Raw genomic sequence first — 21,085 nt, 5'->3', positions numbered from 1 at the left:
CAGGTTATTGAGCCCAACGCAATTGCGTCGGCAGCGGTGAAACAGGTTCGGGTTCCGGCGGTGAGCCGGGCAGCGACAGCACGCGGTTGAGCACTTCGGCCTCCAGCGCGGCCAGGCGATGTGAGCCACGGGCGCGTGGGCGTGGCAGGTCGATGCTCAGGTCGAGGCCGATTTCGCCGTCTTCGATCAGGATCACCCGGTCGGCAATCGCCACGGCTTCGCTGACGTCATGGGTGACCAGCAGCACGGTAAAGCCGTGCTTTTGCCAGAGGTTTTCGATCAGTTGCTGCATCTCGATCCGGGTCAGGGCATCCAGCGCGCCCAGCGGTTCGTCGAGCAGCAACAAGCGCGGCTGGTGAATCAAGGCGCGCGCCAGGGCGACACGCTGCTTCTGCCCACCGGACAAGGCCGCCGGCCACTCATCGGCACGCTCGGCCAGGCCCACCGCCTCCAACGCCTGCAACGCCCTGGGACGCCAGTTGCCCTTGAGGCCCAGGCCGACGTTGTCGATGATCTTTTTCCACGGCAGCAGGCGCGCTTCCTGGAACATCAGCCGCGTGTCTTCGATCGCCTCGTGCAGCGGCGCAGAGCCCGCCAGCAGTTCGCCGCCACTGGCGTTGTCCAGGCCCGCCAGCAGACGCAGCAAGGTACTCTTGCCGCAACCGCTGCGGCCGACCACGGCCACGAACTGGCCGGCAGGAATATGCAGATCGATGTCCTTGAGCACTTCGCGAGCGCCAAAGGACTTGCGCAACTTGCGCACCGCCAGGGGGATACCCTTGAGCAGGCGCGGGGGTTGTTGAGCCGTCATGCCGCACCTCCCTTGTTCACTTGATACGCCGGGTGCCAGCGCAGCCATACCCGTTCCAGGCCACGCGCCGCCAGGTCGGCCAGCTTGCCGAGAATCGCGTACATCACGATCGCCAGCACCACCACGTCGGTTTGCAGGAATTCGCGGGCATTCATCGCCAGATAACCGATGCCGGAACTGGCCGAGATGGTTTCCGCCACGATCAACGTCAACCACATGAAGCCCAGGGCAAAGCGCACGCCCACCAGGATCGACGGCAACGCGCCCGGCAGGATCACTTGCCAGAACAGGCTGAAGCCGGACAAACCGTAGCTGCGCGACATTTCCACCAGTGCCGGGTCGACGTTGCGGATGCCGTGGTAGGTGTTCAGGTAGATCGGAAACAACGTGCCCAGCGCTACCAGGAAAATCTTCGCGGTCTCGTCAATCCCGAACCACAGGATCACCAATGGAATCAGCGCCAGGTGCGGCACGTTGCGGATCATCTGCACCGAGCTGTCGAGCAACCGTTCGCCCCACTTCGACAGGCCGGTGATAAAGCCCAGGGCCAGGCCGATGCTGCCACCGATCACAAAGCCCAGGCCCGCGCGCCAGCCGCTGATAGCCAGGTGCGTCCAGATTTCGCCGCTGCGGACCAGGTTGACGCCAGCCTCGATGACCGCACTGGGCGCCGGCAGAATACGCGTGGACAACCACCCTGCCGTCACCGACAACTGCCACACCGCCAGCAATAGAATCGGCAGCACCCAGGGCGCCACGCGATGGCTGAGTTTCTCAAGGTTCATGGCGCCCCTCAGCTCTGTGATGCAGCTTTGGGAAGGATGTCGTTGGCCACCATCTCGCCGAACGGGCTGACATAGCCGGCGCCTTTCGGCAGTTCGGGACGTTCGATATCCAGGTGCGGGAACAGCAACTCGGCGACCCGATACGACTCTTCCAGGTGCGGATAACCGGAGAAGATAAAGGTGTCGATGCCCAGGTCCGCGTATTCCTTGACCCGCGCCGCAACCGTTGGGCCATCGCCCACCAGCGCCGTGCCCGCGCCGCCGCGCACCAGGCCGACACCGGCCCACAGGTTGGGGCTGACTTCCAGGTTGTCGCGGCTGCCGCCATGCAAGGCCGCCATGCGCTGCTGGCCCACCGAGTCGAAGCGCGCCAGGGACGCCTGGGCGCGGGCGATGGTGTCGTCGTCCAAGTGGGAGATCAGCTTATCGGCGGCTTTCCAGGCCTCCTCGTTGGTTTCACGCACGATCACATGCAAGCGAATGCCGAAGCGCAGGGTGCGTCCCAGCTTGTCGGCCTTGGCCCGCACCTGCGCGATCTTTTCCGCCACCGCTGCCGGTGGTTCGCCCCAGGTCAGCACCATTTCCACTTGTTCGGCCGCCAGGTCCTGGGCCGCCTCGGACGATCCGCCAAAATACAGCGGCGGGCGTGGCTGCTGGACCGGCGGGTAGAGCAATTTGGCGCCCTTGACGCTGATGTGCTCGCCGTCGTAATCCACGGTTTCGCCTTCAAGCACGCGGCGCCAGATGCGGGTGAATTCCACCGAGGCCTGGTAGCGCTCTTCGTGACTGAGGAACAAGCCGTCGCCGGCCAGCTCCTCCGGGTCACCGCCGGTGACCAGGTTGAACAGTGCGCGGCCGCCGGACAGGCGATCCAGGGTCGCCGCCTGACGTGCGGCCACCGTCGGGGAAATGATCCCGGGGCGCAGCGCGACAAGAAATTTCAGACGCTGGGTCACGGGGATCAGCGAGGCCGCCACCAGCCAGGAGTCTTCGCAGGAGCGCCCGGTCGGGATCAGCACCCCGCCGAAGCCCAGGCGGTCGGCGGCCTGTGCCACTTGTTGCAGGTAACCGTGATCGACGGCGCGAGCGCCTTCGGCGGTGCCGAGGTAATGACCGTCACCGTGGGTAGGCAGGAACCAGAAAATATTGAGGCTCATGGAGTTGTCTCCTGAAGAAGTCGGATTACGGCGCTTTGGCAACAGCGGCGGGTGGGGTCCAGATCACGTCCTTGATGCTCAAGGGCTTGGGAATCAATTTGAGCTGGTAGAAGGTGTCGGCGATTTTCTGCTGGGCCGCGACCACTTCCGGCGTCAGGAACAGTGCGCCGTAGCCCTGGCGTTTCACCGAGGTCAGGGTGATATCAGCCGGCAGGCCGAGCAGCGGCGCGACCTGGTCAGTCACTTGCTGCGGGTTGGCCTTGGACCATTCGCCCACGGCGCGCACTTCTTCCACCAGCGCCTTGATCACCTCGGGATGCTGTTCGGCGTAAGGCTTGGTGGCCAGGTAGAACTGGTGGTTGTCGGCAATACCGGTGCCGTCGCGCAGGGTGCGCGCTTGCAGCTGTTTCTCGGCGGCGGCCTGGTACGGGTCCCAGATCACCCAGGCGTCCACGCTGCCGCGCTCGAAGGCGGCGCGGGCATCGGCGGGCGGCAGGAATACGGTTTTCACGTCGGTGTAGTTGAGGCCGGCGTCTTGCAGGGCACGCACCAGCAGGTAATGCACGTTGGAGCCTTTGTTCAGGACGACGGTTTTGCCCTTGAGCTCAGCCACCGACTTGATCGTAGAGTCTTTCGGCACCAGGATCGCTTCACTGGTCGGCGCCGGTGGCTCATAGGCCACGTAAAGCAGATCCGCACCGGCGGCCTGGGCGAACACCGGTGGGGTTTCGCCGGTGACGCCAAAGTCGATGGAGCCGACATTCAGGCCCTCAAGCAGTTGCGGGCCACCAGGGAACTCGGTCCATTGCACCTGCACGCCCTGCGCAGCCAGGCGCTTTTCCAGCGAGCCCTTGGCCTTGAGCAGCACCAGCGTGCCGTACTTCTGATAACCGATCCGCAGGGTGTCTGCGGCGTGGGCTTGAACGATGGCGCCGAAGGACACAGCCGCAGCAAACAGTGCGACCAGACCGCGACGCAAAATGACAGTGCGCATGGCGCTCTCTCCAAATATGCGAGTGGGGTATTGGCTGCACCTGCTTGGCCGTTGGCGGCTGAGTAAGGTGAGTGTTTCCAGATGTAGGGGTAAGGCTCAAATGCTCCAGCGAGCACTCAACAAGCGTTCATTCAGTACATGCGGGTCCAGCGGTTTCGGGCGGCGGGCCATGGCGCTGTAAAACTGCTCCAGGGCTTCCTGCAGACGCTGTTCAAGCACCGGCACCAACTGCGCCTGGGCACTGCCTTCGCCGTAGGCGATCTGGCTGTCTTCGGCAAAAATCCCGTGGAGCAATTCCTGCGCCTTCAGCGCCGACAACACCGGCTTGAGGGCGTAATCCACCGCCAGCATGTGCGCGATGCTGCCGCCGGTGGCCATCGGCAACACCACCTTGTGGGCCAGGGCCCGCTCGGGCAGCAAGTCGAGTACCGTCTTCAGCGCACCGGAGAACGAGGCCTTGTACACCGGCGTGGCGATCACCAGGCCATCGGCATTCGCCACCTGCTGCAACAGGTCGATGACCTTGGGGCTGTCGAACCGCGCATGCAGCAGGTCTTCGGCCGGGAAGTCACGGATCTGGTAACTCACCACTTCCACGCCCTGGTCCTGCAGCCATTGACGGGTTCTCTCCAGCAAAACCCCGGAGCGGGAACGCTGACTGGGACTGCCTCCAAGTGTTACGACCAGCATGTAGGGAATTCCTTACGCAAGTGTCGGCGGTTCGCTGTGCAGCGATGACGCCAAGGTGGAACAGACCTTAGCAGCAGATTCATATATCTTTAAATCTTATTTATTCATTTGTTTATTCCATAAAAACATATACGGGAAACAGATCGCCGCGCGAAAAAAAAGGCCATCGAAATGGCCTGAAAACCCCTGCTTGAAATGCGCTCAACATGTGGGAGGGGGCTTGCCCCCGATTACGGTGTGTCAGTTACCAAATTTTTACCTGATCCACCGCTATCGGGGGCAAGCCCCCCTCCCACATGGGTCCCTGTTTCCAGGTTTGAGCTGTGTTAACGGTTGGGCTGAGGGGTGAGGCGCAGGTATGGCTTCACTGCACGGTAGCCCTTGGGAAAGCGTTGCTTGATCTCTTCCTCGTCCTTGAGCGACGGTACGATCACCACGTCATCGCCGTCCTGCCAGTTGGCCGGTGTGGCGACCTTATGGTTGTCGGTCAACTGCAGCGAGTCGATCACCCGCAGGATTTCATGGAAGTTACGGCCGGTGCTGGCCGGGTAGGTGATGGTCAGGCGGATCTTCTTGTTCGGGTCGATCACGAACAGGGAGCGCACGGTGAGGGTGTCGCTGGCGTTGGGGTGGATCAGGTCGTAGAGGTCGGACACCTTGCGGTCGGCATCGGCCAGGATCGGGAAATTGACGACGGTGCCCTGGGTTTCGTTGATGTCTTCGATCCACTTGTGGTGCGAGTCCACCGGGTCGACCGACAGCGCGATGGCCTTGACGCCGCGCTGGGCGAATTCATCCTTGAGCTTGGCGGTGAAGCCCAATTCCGTGGTGCACACCGGCGTGAAGTCCGCCGGGTGGGAAAACAGCACACCCCAGCTATCGCCCAGCCATTCGTGGAAACGAATCTTGCCGGCGCTGGAATCCTGTTCGAAGTCGGGGGCGATATCGCCCAGTCTTAGGCTCATGGTGTGGCTCCTGATGAGTGCTTATGGAGCCCACTGTGCATGCATAGGGGAAATTTTAAAAAGAATAAATATCGATTTATCTAGACGATAAAGGAATATTAAAAATCTGTTCATTGGACGTGATCAGCACTGAAGAGCACCATCTTCTTCAAGGTTCGAGAAGGCCTTGAGACGCTGTACAAAGAGGGTTCAGGAAGGGCTTGCGGGGGTTGAGCCCGACTTGAAAAGCAAGACACCTTGCCCGGCATTGCGCCGGGCAAGGTTTTACAGTCTTACAACAGCGGGATCGAGTAGCTGACGATCAAGCGGTTTTCGTCCTGGTTACGCGCGTTGGCGATATCGCTGCGCCACATAGCATTCTTCCATGCCACGCCGACGTTTTTCAGCGGACCTTCCGGTACGACGTAGGCAACAGTGATGTCACGTTCCCACTCGGACTGGCCGGTGAACTCGGCACGGTTGCTGGCAACGGTGTCGATATGGTCACCTTTGAGGTAAACCACACCGGCGGTCAGGCCAGGTACGCCGACTTTGGCGAAGTCATAGGAGTAGCGAGCTTGCCAGGTGCGCTCGCCGGCACGGGCGAACTTCTGGATTTGCATGTCGGTCGTGATGTAGGCCGACGAGCCGTCACCCTGGTTCAGCCAAGGGAAGTCGCTGCTGCCGTTGCTGACCTGGTAACCACCACCGAAGGTGTGACCGGCAACGGAGTACAGGAACAGGCCGCTGTACAGGTTGTTGTCGACTTTGCCGCGACCGGAGTTGACGCCACCGTAGTTGCCTGTGGAGAAGTAGGCGGACTGGTTGCCGTTGTTACCGTCGTCGGAGCTGTTGAAATAACGCAGGTCAGACTTCAACACGCCCGGACCGATGGCCCAGTTGTGGGTCAGGCCCAGGAAGTGCTGCTTGTAGAAATCTTCCAGGTTGCCGTAGTAGTACTGGGCGGTCAGATCCTTGGTGATCTTGTAGTCGCCACCGGCGTAGTAGAACTTGTTGCTCGAACGCCAGTTCACGCCACGGCTGTTGGCGCCGGAGATGGACAGGCTTTCGTTGTTGCTGGAGTTACGGCCCTTGGCTTTTTCGATCTGGCCGGCGACCAGGGTCAGGTCCTTGATGTCGCTGGAGGTGATCTGGCCACCCTGGAAGGTCTGCGGCAGCAGACGACCATCGTTGGTCACGATAACCGGCAGCTTGGGCTGCAAGGTACCCAGCTTCAATTCAGTCTGGGAAATCTTGGCTTTGGCAGTCAGGCCCAGGCTCGAGTAGTTATCAACGGCTTCGCCATTGGACTTGCTCGGGAAGATGGTGCCGCCGTAGGACGTAGCGGTCGCGCCGTTGGTGCCGCCGCCGGAATCCAGGCGAACACCCAACAGGCCGATAGCGTCAAGACCGAAGCCAACGGTGCCTTGGGTATAACCGGAGATGAAACGCAGATCGAAGCCTTGGCCCCATTCTTCGTTCTTGCTCGGGTTAGCCGTGCCTTCGCGGTTATCGGTGTTGATATAGAAGTTACGCAGACCCAGTGTGGCCTTGCTGTCTTCGATGAAACCGGCAGCGCCTGCTTGCTGGGCGATTGCGCCCAACGCTACAGCCACAGCCAAGGTGGACTTCTTCATGTACCGCTCCTCTCATTTCTAATTTTTGTATTTCTTTGGTCTCGGGTCTGACGCCCTTGATCCAACAGATGCGCGATTAGCGCCGGATAGTGACCACCAAGTCAATCGTAACCTTGTGTGTCTACTACCTTCGTCTAATAGCAGTTGATTTGGTCCCTGCAGGGTAATGAGTTTTTCATACACCCAAAAAGAATTATTTCATTCTTTTTCATACGATCCAGGAATAAGCGCATTCGTGAAACAGGCTGGTCAGGATAGACGACCCCGTCCACAAGCTAATTCCTAAAGGGTATTTTTTAATGCTTTTTTAGATCGATTAGTCTTGACGTTCCATTGCATACGTCACTGATGATCAAAAAGGCGACGCCATCATGGCCAAAGGCACATCATTCCGTCAATTTGTTACAGTTTTTGTATCGGTATTAGTTTCTTTTGATGTCAACGGCTGACGACCTCTACCAATACGCTATCGGCACACGTCAACGCTTCTGAAGGGGCATCAGGCATTGGGGATAAAGGCGGTCCAATGTGGGAGGGGCAAGCCACCTCCCACATTTGGATAGGTATTGGTTTACAAAGCCTTCTCGAAGATCTTCGAGTTGCGCTGATAGTTGTACAGCGATGCCCGCGCCGACGGCAGGCGGTCCACGCTGCTCGGCACAAAGCCGCGTTCACGGAACCAGTGGGCCGTGCGGGTGGTGAGGACGAACAAGGTCTTCAGGCCCTGGGCCCGGGCACGGGTCTGGATGCGCTCAAGCAACACATCGCCGCGCGCGCCATGGCGGTATTCCGGATTCACCGCCAGGCACGCCAATTCACCCGCATCCGAATCCGCAATCTGATACAACGCCGCGCAAGCGATGATCATCCCTTCGCGCTCGACCACGCTGAACTGCTCGATCTCGCGCTCCAGCACTTCGCGCGAGCGACGCACCAGGATGCCCTGCTCTTCCAGCGGGCTGATCAGGTCGAGCAAACCGCCGACGTCCTCGATCGCCGCTTCGCGCACCAGTTCGAATTGCTCCTGGGCGACCAGCGTACCGCCGCCATCGCGGGTGAACAGTTCGGTGAGCAAAGCGCCGTCTTCGACATAGCTGACAATATGGCTGCGCCCTACTCCGCCACGGCAAGCCTCGGCGGCGGCATCGAGCAGCTCGGCCTGGTAGTTGCTGCCCAGGCGTTGCAGATGGGCCGGCACTTGCTGCGGTCGCAGCTCGCGCACCAGGCGGCCATTTTCATCGATAAGACCAAGATCGGCGCCGAACAGCAGCAATTTGTCGGCACCCAGGTCGATGGCGGCGCGGGTGGCAACGTCTTCGCAGGCCAGGTTGAAGATTTCACCGGTGGGCGAATAACCCAGCGGCGACAGCAGCACGATGGAACGCTCGTCCAGCAGGCGGCCGATGCCTTTGCGGTCGACCCGGCGCACTTCGCCGGTGTGGTGATAGTCCACGCCTTCGAGCACACCGATTGGCCGCGCCGTCACCAGGTTGCCGCTGGCCACCCGCAGGCGCGAGCCCTGCATGGGCGATGAGGCCATGTCCATGGACAGACGCGCTTCGATGGCGATACGCAGGTGCCCCACCGCGTCGATCACGCACTCCAGGGTTGCCGCATCGGTAATGCGCAAGCCGTCGTGATAAGCCGGAACCAGGCCGCGCGCTTCAAGGCGGGCTTCGATTTGCGGACGCGAGCCGTGGACCAGCACCAGTCGCACACCCAGGCTGTGCAACAACACCAGGTCGTGGACGATATTGCCAAAATTCGGGTGTTCCACACCATCGCCGGGCAGCATGACCACAAAGGTGCAGTCGCGGTGAGCGTTGATGTAGGGCGAAGCGTGACGAAGCCAATTAACGTAGTCGGGCATAACACCTGGGCCTGTAATAAAAAGCAGCCAAAAAGGGATCAATCGTGAAAGCGCACAGCGGGCTGATGGTTATCGTCGGAACAGGCTTGGCGACACGCTCACTCTCCTTCTATGTACGAACAGGCAGGGGTTAATTTATGCGGGTTTCAGGCAGTAATGTTCGATCAGTTCCCGCAATAGACGCACTGTAGGCGTCAAGCGTGACATTTCGAGGTATTCGCCCGGCTGGTGCGCACAGGCGATATCGCCAGGGCCTAGCACCAGGGTTTCGCAACCAAGGCGCTGAAGATAAGGCGCTTCGGTGCCGAACGCCACCGCTTCGGCGCGATGACCGGTCAAACGCTCTGCGACCCGCACCAGTTCGGCGTCTTCCGGCTGTTCGAACGGCGGCACTTCGGGGAACAGCGGCGCGTAGTCGATCTTGACCTGATGACGCTCGGCCAGGGGTTGCAGCTTCTGCCGGATGGCGGCGCGCAGGACCTGCGGGTCCATGCCCGGCAACGGCCGCAGGTCGAATTCCAGGGAGCATTGGCCGCAGATGCGGTTGGGGTTGTCGCCGCCATGGATACAGCCAAAGTTCATGGTCGGCTGCGGCACGCTGAACTGCGGGTTGCGGTATTCGCGTTGCCAGGCCAGGCGCAGGCCGCGCAGTTCGCCGATGGCGTCGTGCATGGCTTCCAGGGCGCTGTGGCCCAGGCTCGGGTCCGATGAATGGCCGCTTTGGCCAAGAATGTCGATGCGCTCCATCATCACGCCTTTGTGCAGGCGGACCGGCTTGAGCCCGGTCGGCTCGCCGATCACCGCTGCGCGGCCCAGCGGGCGTCCGGCTTCGGCCAATGCCCGAGCGCCGGACATGGAGCTTTCCTCATCGCACGTGGCGAGGATCAGCAGCGGTTGCTTGAACGGTTGATCGAGCAACGGCAACACGGCTTCGATGACCAGGGCAAAGAAGCCCTTCATGTCGCAACTGCCCAGTCCTACCCAGCGGCCGTCGACTTCCGTCAGCTTGAGCGGATCGGTTTTCCACAATGCCGCGTCGTAGGGCACCGTGTCGCTGTGACCGGCCAGCACCAGGCCGCCAGGACCGCTGCCAAAGCTGGCCAGCAGGTTGAATTTGCCGGGGCTGACGTGCTGGATGTCGATGGCAAAGCCCAGGTCGCCCAGCCAGGTGGCGAGCAGATCGATCACCGGGCGGTTGGTCTGGTCCAGCGACGCTTGAGTGCAACTGACCGACGGCGCGGCAATCAACGCGGCGAACTGCTCTTTCATGGACGGTAACGGCATGCGCGCTCTCCAACTTCCCGGATGAGCCCCACTATAGAGCCATCTGCACGACACAATAAACCGTTGCGGCACGTTGCCGGGCTCAGTCCTGTACACTGCACGACCTTGGCAGCCACACTTTTCCCCGGCTGCGCTCCCGATCCTGGATTTTCCGGCCATGCAGAAAGAAACCGAAATCAAGCTCCGCGTCAGCCGCGAGACACTCGCCGCGCTGCGTGAGCACCCGCTACTGAAAAAACGCAACAAAAGTGGCTGGGAACGCCGTGAGTTGATGAATCAGTACTTCGACACCCCCGAACGCGACCTGGCCCAGGCCAAGGTGGCCCTGCGCCTGCGCAAGGACGGTGACGACATCATCCAGACCCTCAAGACCCGCGGCCAGAGTGTTGCCGGCTTGTCGGAACGCAACGAATACAACTGGGACCTGCCCAAAGCCAAGCTCGACGTGAAGAAGCTCGACGGCGAGTGCTGGCCCGAGCAACTGGCCGAGCTGGACAAAAAGACCCTCAAGCCGATCTTTACCACCGACTTCGTGCGTGAACGCGCCGAAATCGCCTGGGGCCGCGGCAAGGCCAAGGTGGTGATCGAAGCCGCCCTGGACCTGGGCCATGTGGTCGTCGGCAAGCAGAAGGAAGAAATCTGCGAGCTGGAACTGGAACTGCGCGAAGGCGAGCCCGCAGCGTTGCTGGAGCTGGCCGCCGAATTGGCAGCGACCCTGGCGCTGATGCCGTGTGACATCAGCAAGGCCGAACGTGGCTATCGCCTGTACGACGCCAGCAGCTATTCACTGAGCCTGCCGGCACCGCAGATTCACGCCGAAATGCCGTTGGACGATGCCTTCGCCGCAATCATGTGGCACCTGCTGGGCAGCAGCCAGCGCCTGGCCGAGCAATATCGCTTCAATGGCCACTGGCGTCTGCTGCAGGATTGGGTCGAGAACCTGGGCGAATTGCGCGCCCTGATCGGCAGCCTCGGCCAGGCCGCGCCGCGTCAATCCACCAGTGAGCTGCGCAGTGCCCTGGATGCGTTGCTGGAAGACTGGCGCCCGCTGGTCCAGGCCGGTGACGACGACGAAGACATTCGCAAAGCCGCACCGGAGCAGTTCGTTGAAGAATTGCAGGATGTGCGCTGGGGCCTGTTCTCCCTGAACACCTCGCGCTGGCTGCTGGCCCGCACCTGGACCGAAGCGCGCAACGTGCGTGGCAACCGTCAGGGCGCCGCGCAGATCACCAACTGGCTACCGCGCCTGCTGGCCGATGACGCCGTTGCCCTGCAACTGCCGCGTTACCAGCAGCAGCCCGAAGACCTGGCCGAGCAATTGCCGCGCATCGAACGCATCCAGGCCTGGCTGCACCATGCGCGCCACGTGGTGGACATCCCGGAACTGGACCGCTTGTACGGCGAGCTGAACAAGCTGGCGCACCTGGCCAACCAGCCGATTACCGATGAGTCGCTGGATGCGCGGATGCACCAGGCGATTGCGGTGTATCAGAACCGGGCCTGGAAGACCTTGCTGCGTTTGTAATATCGCCATCGGGGGCAAGCCCCCTCCCACAGGGAAATGCATTCCAATGTGGGAGGGGGCTTGCCCCCGATGAGGCCGCCTCTGTCAGCGCAATACTGGCAGGCTGGTGGTGGACTTGATCTCCGACAACGCCACAATCGAATTGACCTCCTGAATCCCCGGCACCATCGACAACTTGTCAAAGAAAAACCGCTCGTACGCCTCGATGTCCGACGCAACAATGCGCAATAAAAAATCCACCGCCCCCATCAGCACGTAACACTCCAGCACTTCCGGAAAGCCACGAATTGCCTCGGTAAACTCGGTGAAGTTGGACCGACCGTGGGCGTTGAGTTTGACCTCGGCGAAGATCTGCGTGTTGAGGCCGATTTTCTTGCGGTCCAGCAGCGTCACCTGGCCGCGAATCACGCCTTCTTCCTTCAACCGCTGGATGCGCCGCCAGCAGGGCGACTGGGACAGGCCGACCTGTTCGGCAATCTGCGCGCTGGAGAGCGAGGCGTCCTCTTGCAGCAGGGCCAGGATACGGCGGTCATACACGTCCAACTCACTGTGCATAAAAATACCTTCTATGGCGCTTATCTTGAATTAGCTGATTCAATTTTGTGCGATTCATGCGCATCTTAGATAAGAAATCTCCCCAGGCGAATGTAAAAATTTCTTCAGTCGAATCTGGAGAGTCAGCATGCACGCCGTCGAAACCGTCCACCCTGTCACCCGCGCCGATGCGTGGGCTGTCGATAGCCTTCAGTGCGAGGCCCATTATCGGATTACCGCAGAGGCGGAACCGGACGTGCTGTGCCGGGTGCTGAATTACTTCGCGCTGCAATTTCTCACGCCCAGCCAGGTGATCGTGAACAGGCAAGACGACCTGCTGCATATCGACATCGTGATGGACGGCCTGAGCTGGCATCGCGCCCAGGTGATCGGTGAAAAGTTTCGAAACCTGATCAGCGTGTGTTCCGTAGAGCTGTGGCCGGCAGGTAGCACACGGCCTCACGCCGTGGTGGCAGCCTCTCGGCAAAAGCCTGCAATACACGCCCAGGGAGAATGTTCAGAAGCTGGCTAGCCTGGGATTACACCCCGACGCCAACCAGGAACCCCTCATGTCCGCCGTCCTGCAAGATCGCCCTCTGGAACTGCAACAGTTGCTGCCTGCATTGATCGAGCAGCAACTGATTACGCCAGAGACGGCGCGACAGCTATCGTCCGCGCCTGCCAGCGGCCGGCACCCACTGGAAACGATCGCCGCACAAGGAACGTGCCTGGAAACACTGACGCAGTGGCTGGCCCGACACGTCGATCAGCCTTATCTACGCATCGACCCGTTGAAGATCGACGTGGCGACGGTGGTGCCGCTGATGTCCCACGCCTTCGCCCAGCGCCACGCCATCCTTGCAGTGGCCATGGATGCGCGCAGCGTGACGGTTGCCAGCGCCCAGCCCCATGTCAGCGGCTGGGAGGCCGGGCTTTCCCAGGTACTCAAACGCTCGATCAAGCGCGTGGTGGCCAACCCTCAAACCCTCCAGCGCTGTATCAATGAATTTTACCGTCTGGCCAAATCGGTCAGCGGCGCCGACCAGCAAATGGCGCCCCCCGGTACTGTCGAACGGCTCAGCCTGGGCGCCGGCGATAGCGAACCGCATGCCGATGACGCGCATATCGTCAATATCGTCGACTGGCTGTTGCAGTACGCCTTTGATCAACGGGCCAGCGATATCCATATCGAGCCCTGCCGCGAACAGGGGCGTGTGCGCTTTCGCATTGACGGGCTGTTGCATGACGTCTACCAATTTCCGCCCCAGGTCACCACCGCTGTCGTCAGCCGGCTGAAAAGCCTTGGGCGTATGAATGTGGCGCAGAAGCGCAAGCCCCAGGATGGGCGCATCAACATGAAAACGGCGGGCGTTGAAGTGGAACTGCGCCTGTCGACCTTGCCCACCGCCTTCGGCGAAAAGCTGGTCATGCGCATTTTTGATCCCCAGGTGCTACTCAAGGATTTCGATCAACTGGGGCTGTCCGCCGACGATCAGCAGCGCTGGCAGGTCATGACCCGACAGGCCAACGGCATCATTCTGGTCACCGGCCCCACCGGCTCGGGCAAGACCAGCACGCTCTACAGCACCCTCAGGCAACTGGCGACCCGGGAGGTCAACCTGTGCACGGTGGAGGACCCCATCGAAATGGTCGAGCCGGCATTCAACCAGATGCAGGTGCAGCACAACATCGACCTGACCTTCGCCAGCGGTATCCGCGCGTTGCTGCGCCAGGACCCGGACATCATCATGATCGGCGAGATTCGCGACCAGGAGACCGCCGAGATGGCGATCCAGGCAGCGCTGACCGGGCATCTGGTGCTGTCAACGCTGCACACCAACGATGCGCCGAGCGCCATCAGCCGCTTGCAGGAGTTGGGCATCGCTCATTATTTGATCAAGGCGACACTGATAGGCGTCATGGCACAGCGCCTGGTGCGCGTGCTGTGCCCCCATTGCAAACGCGCCGTGGCCGACGTCTACGCAGCGGTCGGGTGTGGAGAGTGCCGCGACAGTGGCTATCGGGGCAGGGCCGGGCTTTACGAGATCATGGTCCTTGATGAAACCCTCAAGGCGCTGATCACCCCCGGCGCCGACGTTCAGGCCTTGCGCCATGCCGCACTCGGGCAAGGCATGCACAGCCTGCGGATGGCCGGCATGCAAAAGGTGAAGGCGGGGCTGACGACGCTGGCGGAGGTCCTCAGGGTTACCCCTGGGGATTCAGAAACAAATCCTTTGAGCATTGGGCAATGAAACCGTCCTTATCCGTGACGACACCGTTACAATCGACCGAACGTCGTGTCACTGACATCATCAGATAGGGAATCGCAATGCAGATCGGAACCGTACTGCTTCTTTTCGTGGGATTGGCCATTGCCATCCTGTTCATGGGTTTCAAGGTGGTGCCCCAGGGCTACCAGTGGACCGTCGAACGTTTCGGCCGCTATACCAACACCCTCAAGCCCGGCCTGAACATCATCATCCCGGTCATGGACCGCATCGGCCGCAAGATCAACGTGATGGAAAGCGTGCTGGATATCCCGCCCCAGGAAGTGATTACCGCCGACAACGCCACCGTGCAGATTGACGCCGTGTGCTTCTTCCAGGTGGTCAACACTGCCCAGGCCGCGTATGAGGTGAACAACCTCGAACATGCCATTCGCAACCTGCTGCAAACCAATATCCGTACGGTGCTCGGCTCCATGGAGCTGGATGCCATGCTCAGCCAGCGCGACGGTATCAACGAAAAGCTGCTGCGCACCGTCGACGAAGCCACGGCGCCGTGGGGCATCAAGATCACCCGTATCGAAATCAAGGACATCAGCCCGCCCGCCGACCTCATGGCGGCCATGTCCGGGCAAATGAAAGCCGAGCGGATCAAGCGTGCGCAGATCCTCGAAGCCGAAGGCCTGCGAGCCTCGGCGATCCTTACCGCCGAGGGCAAGAAACAGGCGCAGATCCTCGAGGCAGAGGGTAGCCGCCAGGCCGCCTTCCTCGAATCCGAAGCCCGTGAACGTCAGGCCGAGGCTGAAGCCCGCGCGACCCAGGTGGTCTCGGAAGCGATCGCCTCCGGCAACGTGCAGGCGGTGAACTACTTCGTCGCGCAGAAATACATCGATGCCCTGGGCAAGCTGGCATCGGCCAACAACAGCAAAGTCATCCTGATGCCGCTGGAAGCCAGCCAGGTGATTGGTGCCGTGGGCGGTATCGGCGAGATCGTCAAAGCCACCTTCGACAACAAGAAAGGCTGAGGTCGCCACCATGTGGGATTTCCTGCAGCATCTTTCGTTCTGGGACTGGTTGGCGCTGGGCACCGTGTTGTTGATTCTCGAGGTGTTCGGTGCCGGAGGCTACCTGTTGTGGATGGGTATCGCCGCAGCGGCCGTGGGCGTGATCAAGTTTATCGTCCCGCCCCTTGGACTTGAGTGGCAACTGCTGCTGTTCGCCCTGTTGTCGATATTGACGGCCGTGTACTGGTGGCGACGCCAACGCAGCAGCGCCAAGGCCAGCGACCAGCCCGGCTTGAACGAGCGCGGCTCAGAGCTGGTCGGGCGCACGTTCGTGGTGCATCAGGCGATAGTGGACGGCAGGGGCAAGGTCAAGGTCGGCGATGGCGTATGGATGGTCACCGGTACCGATGCCCCTGTAGGCGCTCAAGTCCGCGTGATTGGGCAGGATGGCGTGGTTTTAAAGGTTGAAACTGTTTAGTCAGTGATGGAACTGGATAAGGTTAACTACAATCAAAACGTACAGATAACCCACCGGAGTCACCCATCATGCGTCTTAAATATGCTGTCGCAACCCTCGCTGTGCTCTCCCTCCCTGTCGGCTCAGCCATGGCCGACAGCTTCTGGCGTAATGTCATCTCGTCGGGCGCCACCACCGGCTCGACCTACCTGACCTTCAAGGACCACAAAATGGTCGTCGCGGCCCAGGACGACGCCGGCAGCTTCGTCGCCAGCGACGGCGGCATCCGCGGCCCGTACCTGGAAGCGGCCATGCAGAAAGTGCGCGCCGACAACCCTGGCCTGCAGGCTACGGACATGGAACTGGCCAACGCCATCCTCGCGAAGAACGCTGTTACCGAGTAACGACTACAGCGTAAAAAATGCCGCTTTTTCAAGCGGCATTTTTTTGCCTGCAACATGACGAATCGTTCACGGGCGACAGGCTATATTCAGTCGAGCCGTGCAACCATGCAGGACTCACACGTCCATCACTCATCGCCTACCGGATGCCTTCTTCGTCATGAGCCAACAGCCCTTCCTGCCGTTCTCCAAACCTACCATTGACGAAGCCACGATCTCGGCGGTCGGCGATGTCCTGCGTTCCGGCTGGATCACCAGTGGGCCGAAGGTGCAGGCATTCGAAGCGCAGTTGTCGGAATACTTTGGCGGCCGCCCGGTGCGCACCTTCAACTCCGGCACCTGCACCATGGAAATTGCCTTGCGCATCGCCGGCATCGGGCCTGGGGATGAAGTCATCACGACGCCAATCTCCTGGGTCGCCACGGCCAACGTCATCCTCGAGGTGGGCGCCACCCCGGTCTTTGCCGATATCGACCCGGTAACCCGCAACATCGATCTGGCTCAGGTTGAAGCGGCGATCACTCCACGCACCAAGGCGATCATCCCGGTCTACCTGGCCGGCTTGCCCCTGGATATGCCGATGCTCTATGCGCTGGCCAACAAGTACAAGCTGCGCATCGTCGAGGATGCCGCCCAGGCGCTGGGGTCCAGCTGGGACGGGGAACGCATCGGCGCTACCGGCGACTTCGTGTCGTTCAGCTTCCAGGCGAACAAGAACATCACCTCATCCGAAGGCGGCTGCCTGGTGCTGAACAACGCCGAAGAAGCCCGCCTGGCCGAGAAATACCGCCTGCAAGGTGTGACCCGCAGCGGTTTCGACGGCCTGGATGTGGACGTGCTGGGCGGCAAGTTCAACATGACCGATATCGCCGCCGCCATCGGCCTCGGGCAATTTGCCCACATCGAGAAGATCACCGCCCATCGCCAGAACCTGGCACGCCACTACTTCGAATGCTTCGGCAGTGATTTCGAACAGCAGTACGGCGCGCAACTGCCGCCGGCGGACTTCGAAAACAGCAACTGGCACCTGTTCCAACTGGTATTGCCGGAGCGTCAGGATGGTCTGCCCGCCCGCGCTACGTTTATGGAGCAGATGCAAGCCCTTGGCGTCGGCATTGGCTATCACTACCCGCCCATCCACCTGCTGAGCCTGTATCGGGCACAGGGCTTCAAGGACGGGATGTTCCCGGTGGCGGAGCGTGTTGGGCGATTGATCGTGTCGTTGCCGATGTTCACGGCGATGACGGAGGCGGATGTGGAGCGCGCCGTGGCGGCGGTCAAAGCGGTATTAAAGGCGGACTGATCACTTAAGGCCGGTGCAAATAAATGTGGGAGGGGGCTTGCCCCCGATGGCGGAGTGTCAGCCGACTCATCAATGGCTGACCCGGCGCAATCGGGGGCAAGCCCCCTCCCACATTGGGTTCTGCGTTTACTCGCCGATGGCGGCTGCGTAGCGTGCAGCATCGAGCAGCTTGTCCAGGTCAGCCGCGTTGCTTGGCTTGAGCTTGAAGATCCAGGCGCCGTAAGGGTCGGAGTTCAACAGCTCAGGACTGCCGCTCAACTCTTCGTTGACCGCAATCACCTCGCCTGCAACCGGGGCATAGATGTCCGAAGCCGCCTTCACCGACTCAACCACACCCGCCTGGCCCTGTGCTTCAAATGTGGCGCCAACCTCAGCCAGCTCAACAAACACCACATCGCCCAACGCTTCCTGGGCATGGTCGGAGATCCCGACGGTCACGCTGCCGTCGGCTTCCAGACGGGCCCACTCATGACTTTCGGCAAAACGCAGGTCGGCAGGGATATTGCTCATAGTCTGTGTCCTCAAGAAGAAATGTCAGCGGCCAGTGGCCCGCCGGAAAATAGTTAGATCAAGGTTTTGCCATGGCGGACGAAGGTCGGCTTGACCACTCGAACCGGGTACCACTTGCCGCGGATTTCCACTTCGGCCCGGTCGGCGGTCGCCGTCGGTACACGCGCCAGGGCAATGGATTTGCTAAGCGTAGGAGAGAAACTACCACTGGTGATCTCCCCTTCGCCAACATTGGCGATACGAACCACCTGGTGAGCACGCAGAACCCCACGTTCTTCCAGGACCAGCCCGACCAATTTGAACTGCACACCGGCCGCTTTTTCCGCTTCCAGCGCGGCGCGGCCGATAAAATTGCGCCCTGCCGGTTCCCAGGCGATGCTCCAGGCCATATTGGCAGCCAGGGGCGACACCTGCTGGTGGATATCCTGGCCATACAGGTTCATGCCGGCCTCCAGGCGCAAGGTATCGCGCGCGCCGAGGCCGATGGGGGAAATGCCGGCGCCCACCAGGTCGTTGAAAAAACCCGGCGCCTGGTCCGCAGGCAGGACAATTTCCAGACCGTCTTCGCCGGTGTAACCGGTGCGGGCGATAAACCAGTCGCCGTCGGCCTGGCCTTCGAAAGGTTTGAGCTGATGGATCAGGGTGCCACGGGACTGGGTCACCAGTTCGGCGATCTTCTGCCGCGCGTGGGGACCTTGAATGGCGAGCATGGCCAGCTCGGAACGCTCCTGCAACTGCACCTGATAGCTGCCCAGTTGCGCCTGCATCCAGGCCATGTCCTGATCACGGGTGGCGGCGTTGACCACCAGTCGGTAACCGGCTTCGGTACGGTAGACGATCATGTCGTCCACCACCCCGCCCTGCTCGTTGAGCATGGCGCTGTACAACGCACGGCCGCAGCCGTGCAATCGATCGACATCATTGGCCAGCAGGTGCTGGAGCCATTCCTTGGCCTGGGGGCCGCTGACATCGATCACGGTCATATGAGATACATCGAACACCCCGCAGTCGCGCCGCACCTGATGGTGCTCCTCGACTTGCGAGCCGTAATGCAAAGGCATATCCCAACCGCCAAAATCGACCATTTTCGCGCCGAGGGCGAGATGCAGGTCATACAGAGGCGTACGCTGTCCCATGGGTTTCTCCTTCCGGGCTTGGCGAAGGTGCGCAGAGCTGCCACTTGCGCCGAACACCTTGAACGACAAGGCCCGCAGCCACAGACAGCAGGTCGATCCGAAAGACGGAGCACACCGAATGCCGCGCATTGTAGCCGCAAGCTGTAGGACTGGCACCTAGCCGATTTGTCGTGCGGAGCGTCGGATCAACCCGATGACCGGCAGCAATCCGACCAGCACCAGGGTCAACGCCGGCAGCGAGGCCCGTGCCCATTCCCCTTCACTGGTCATTTCAAAGATGCGCACCGCCAGGGTGTCCCAGCCAAACGGGCGCATCAGCAAGGTGGCGGGCATTTCCTTGAGCACATCGACAAACACCAGCAGCGCCGCGCTCAGGGTGCCGGGCAGCAGCAGCGGCAGATACACCTTGCAAAACAGTTGGGGCCCACTCACGCCCAGGCTACGTGCGGCCTCGGGCAACGATGGGCGAATACGCGCCAGGCTGTTTTCCAGAGGCCCGTAGGCGACCGCCAGGAATCGCACCAGATACGCCAGCACCAGCGCCGACAGGCTGCCCAGCAGCAACGGCTTGCCCGCGCCGCCCAGCCAGCCCGACAGCGGCACCACCAGTTCGCGGTCCAGATAGCTGAAGGCCAACATGATCGACACCGCCAACACCGACCCGGGCAAGGCATAACCGACATTCGCCAGGCTGATGCCGGAGCGGATCGCCCGCGTCGGCGCCAGGCGGTTGGCGAACGCCAGTATCAGCGCCACGCTGACAGTCACCAGCGCCGCGATCCCACCCAGGTACAGCGTATGCACGATCAGGCCGGTGTAGCGCTCATCCAGATCGAAGCGGCCGCGCTGCCAGAACCAGGCCACCAGTTGCAGCATCGGGATCACAAACGCGCAGGCGAACACCAGGCCACACCAACCGCTGGCCGCGGCCGCCTTGACCCCGCGCAGGTGATACAGCGCCTTGCTGCGCGGGCGCTCGTTGCCGGGTCGGCTCGCTCCCCGCGCGCGCCGCTCGCCATACAGCACCAGCATCACCACCAGCAACAACAGGCTGGCCAGTTGGGCGGCGCTGGACAGGCTGAAAAAGCCATACCAGGTTTTATAGATGGCGGTGGTGAACGTGTCGAAATTGAACACCGAGACCGCACCAAAATCCGCCAGGGTTTCCATCAGGGCCAAGGCGACACCGGCACCAATCGCCGGCCGCGCCATGGGCAGCGCCACGCGCCAGAACGCCTGCCACGGCGACTGGCCCAGCACCCGTGCCGCTTCCATCAAGCCCTTGCCCTGGGCCAGGAATGCCGAACGCGCCAGCAGATAGACATAGGGGTAGAACACCAGCACCAGGACGATGATCACGCCGCTGGTGGAGCGCACGCGGGGCAAGCGCAACCCTGTACCGAACCAGTCGCGCAGCAGGGTCTGCACCGGGCCTGCAAAGTCCAGCAGTCCTACAAACACGAAGGCCAGCACATAGGCCGGAATCGCAAAGGGCAGCATCAACGCCCAATCCAGCCAGCGCCGCCCCGGGAACTCGCAAAGGCTGGTCAGCCAGGCCAGGCTCACCCCCAGCAAGGTCACGCCAACGCCGACGCCGAGTACCAGGGTCAAGGTGTTGCCCAGCAAGCGAGGCATCTGCGTGTCCCACAGGTGGGACCAGATTTGTTGATCGATGCTTTGCCAGGACAGCGACAGCACGCTCAGCGGCAACAGCACTAGGGCGGCGACGGTGAAGACCGGCAGGTACCAGCGGCGTTGGGCGGGGTGGGCCAAGAGCAAATTCCCTGGGAATGGACTGTCTGACAGCAGACACAAAAC

The 21,085-nt window shown here is 61.3% G+C and carries 20 protein-coding genes; 7 read left to right on the top strand and 13 right to left on the bottom strand.

The window, feature by feature from the left end:
• Positions 1 to 4: 4 nt before the first annotated feature.
• The 9 genes from ssuB to argE form a co-directional block, all read right to left on the bottom strand.
• A complete protein-coding gene (gene ssuB, locus BFQ00_RS16955) occupies positions 5 to 811 on the bottom strand; it encodes an aliphatic sulfonates ABC transporter ATP-binding protein (protein ID WP_065887044.1) in 807 nt (268 codons plus the stop codon).
• A complete protein-coding gene (gene ssuC / locus BFQ00_RS16950; protein WP_065893886.1) occupies positions 808 to 1,596 on the bottom strand; it encodes an aliphatic sulfonate ABC transporter permease SsuC in 789 nt (262 codons plus the stop codon). Before ssuC ends, ssuB begins: the two co-directional genes overlap by 4 nt.
• Before the next feature lie 8 nt (positions 1,597 to 1,604).
• Positions 1,605 to 2,753: an FMNH2-dependent alkanesulfonate monooxygenase gene (gene ssuD, locus BFQ00_RS16945; RefSeq protein WP_065887042.1), complete on the bottom strand. Its 1,149-nt coding sequence runs from the start codon at positions 2,751 to 2,753 to the stop codon at positions 1,605 to 1,607.
• 25 nt (positions 2,754 to 2,778) lie between these two features.
• Entirely contained in the window at positions 2,779 to 3,747 is a 969-nt protein-coding gene (locus BFQ00_RS16940; protein WP_065887041.1) for a sulfonate ABC transporter substrate-binding protein, read from the bottom strand.
• A gap of 96 nt (positions 3,748 to 3,843) precedes the next feature.
• A complete protein-coding gene (gene ssuE / locus BFQ00_RS16935; protein ID WP_065934173.1) occupies positions 3,844 to 4,437 on the bottom strand; it encodes an NADPH-dependent FMN reductase in 594 nt (197 codons plus the stop codon).
• Positions 4,438 to 4,763: 326 nt separating this feature from the next.
• On the bottom strand, positions 4,764 to 5,402 hold the full coding sequence (locus BFQ00_RS16930) for a peroxiredoxin (RefSeq protein WP_065934172.1): 639 nt from the start codon (positions 5,400 to 5,402) through the stop codon (positions 4,764 to 4,766).
• Between the two features lie 272 nt (positions 5,403 to 5,674).
• Positions 5,675 to 7,018 (bottom strand): OprD family porin, encoded by a 1,344-nt coding sequence (locus BFQ00_RS16925; protein WP_065934171.1) that lies wholly within the window; start codon positions 7,016 to 7,018, stop codon positions 5,675 to 5,677.
• A 571-nt stretch (positions 7,019 to 7,589) separates the two neighbouring features.
• Positions 7,590 to 8,888 carry an amino-acid N-acetyltransferase gene (gene argA, locus BFQ00_RS16920; protein ID WP_065893887.1) on the bottom strand — a complete coding sequence of 433 codons (1,299 nt, stop codon included), beginning with the start codon at positions 8,886 to 8,888 and terminating at the stop codon, positions 7,590 to 7,592.
• Positions 8,889 to 9,023: 135 nt separating this feature from the next.
• Positions 9,024 to 10,172: an acetylornithine deacetylase gene (argE, locus tag BFQ00_RS16915; protein ID WP_065897674.1), complete on the bottom strand. Its 1,149-nt coding sequence runs from the start codon at positions 10,170 to 10,172 to the stop codon at positions 9,024 to 9,026.
• A gap of 157 nt (positions 10,173 to 10,329) precedes the next feature.
• Here argE and BFQ00_RS16910 point away from each other — a divergent pair, with 157 nt between their 5' ends.
• Positions 10,330 to 11,697: a CYTH domain-containing protein gene (locus tag BFQ00_RS16910; protein ID WP_065887036.1), complete on the top strand. Its 1,368-nt coding sequence runs from the start codon at positions 10,330 to 10,332 to the stop codon at positions 11,695 to 11,697.
• 84 nt (positions 11,698 to 11,781) lie between these two features.
• On the opposite strand, the gene BFQ00_RS16905 is transcribed toward BFQ00_RS16910, so the two are convergent.
• The gene (locus BFQ00_RS16905; protein ID WP_043046970.1) at positions 11,782 to 12,252 is read right to left on the bottom strand and encodes an Lrp/AsnC family transcriptional regulator; all 471 of its coding nucleotides are present in this window, start codon (positions 12,250 to 12,252) and stop codon (positions 11,782 to 11,784) included.
• A gap of 127 nt (positions 12,253 to 12,379) precedes the next feature.
• Here BFQ00_RS16905 and BFQ00_RS16900 point away from each other — a divergent pair, with 127 nt between their 5' ends.
• From BFQ00_RS16900 to BFQ00_RS16875, 6 genes are all read left to right on the top strand, one after another.
• A complete protein-coding gene (locus BFQ00_RS16900; RefSeq protein WP_065934170.1) occupies positions 12,380 to 12,763 on the top strand; it encodes a hypothetical protein in 384 nt (127 codons plus the stop codon).
• 37 nt (positions 12,764 to 12,800) lie between these two features.
• Entirely contained in the window at positions 12,801 to 14,483 is a 1,683-nt protein-coding gene (locus BFQ00_RS16895; protein WP_065934169.1) for a GspE/PulE family protein, read from the top strand.
• 77 nt (positions 14,484 to 14,560) lie between these two features.
• A complete protein-coding gene (locus BFQ00_RS16890; protein WP_003176797.1) occupies positions 14,561 to 15,481 on the top strand; it encodes an SPFH domain-containing protein in 921 nt (306 codons plus the stop codon).
• 10 nt (positions 15,482 to 15,491) lie between these two features.
• On the top strand, positions 15,492 to 15,938 hold the full coding sequence (locus BFQ00_RS16885; protein WP_065887032.1) for an NfeD family protein: 447 nt from the start codon (positions 15,492 to 15,494) through the stop codon (positions 15,936 to 15,938).
• 68 nt (positions 15,939 to 16,006) lie between these two features.
• Positions 16,007 to 16,321 carry a DUF2388 domain-containing protein gene (locus BFQ00_RS16880; RefSeq protein WP_057723397.1) on the top strand — a complete coding sequence of 105 codons (315 nt, stop codon included), beginning with the start codon at positions 16,007 to 16,009 and terminating at the stop codon, positions 16,319 to 16,321.
• Positions 16,322 to 16,478: 157 nt separating this feature from the next.
• The gene (locus tag BFQ00_RS16875) at positions 16,479 to 17,621 is read left to right on the top strand and encodes a DegT/DnrJ/EryC1/StrS family aminotransferase (RefSeq protein ID WP_065934168.1); all 1,143 of its coding nucleotides are present in this window, start codon (positions 16,479 to 16,481) and stop codon (positions 17,619 to 17,621) included.
• 126 nt (positions 17,622 to 17,747) lie between these two features.
• Here the strand turns inward: BFQ00_RS16875 and gcvH are convergent, their stop codons facing one another.
• The 3 genes from gcvH to BFQ00_RS16860 form a co-directional block, all read right to left on the bottom strand.
• The gene (gene gcvH / locus BFQ00_RS16870) at positions 17,748 to 18,131 is read right to left on the bottom strand and encodes a glycine cleavage system protein GcvH (protein WP_065934167.1); all 384 of its coding nucleotides are present in this window, start codon (positions 18,129 to 18,131) and stop codon (positions 17,748 to 17,750) included.
• A gap of 53 nt (positions 18,132 to 18,184) precedes the next feature.
• Positions 18,185 to 19,267: a glycine cleavage system aminomethyltransferase GcvT gene (gene gcvT / locus BFQ00_RS16865; RefSeq protein ID WP_065934166.1), complete on the bottom strand. Its 1,083-nt coding sequence runs from the start codon at positions 19,265 to 19,267 to the stop codon at positions 18,185 to 18,187.
• Positions 19,268 to 19,423: 156 nt separating this feature from the next.
• Positions 19,424 to 21,040, bottom strand: coding sequence for an ABC transporter permease (locus BFQ00_RS16860; protein WP_065934165.1), 1,617 nt, complete (start codon positions 21,038 to 21,040; stop codon positions 19,424 to 19,426).
• Positions 21,041 to 21,085: the final 45 nt, after the last annotated feature.

It is taken from the genome of Pseudomonas sp. 28 E 9 (assembly GCF_900004785.1).
In the GTDB taxonomy this organism is placed as follows: domain Bacteria; phylum Pseudomonadota; class Gammaproteobacteria; order Pseudomonadales; family Pseudomonadaceae; genus Aquipseudomonas; species Aquipseudomonas orientalis_A.
Note: the sequence above shows the minus strand (reverse complement) of the source record. Positions and strands in the feature narration are given on the sequence as shown.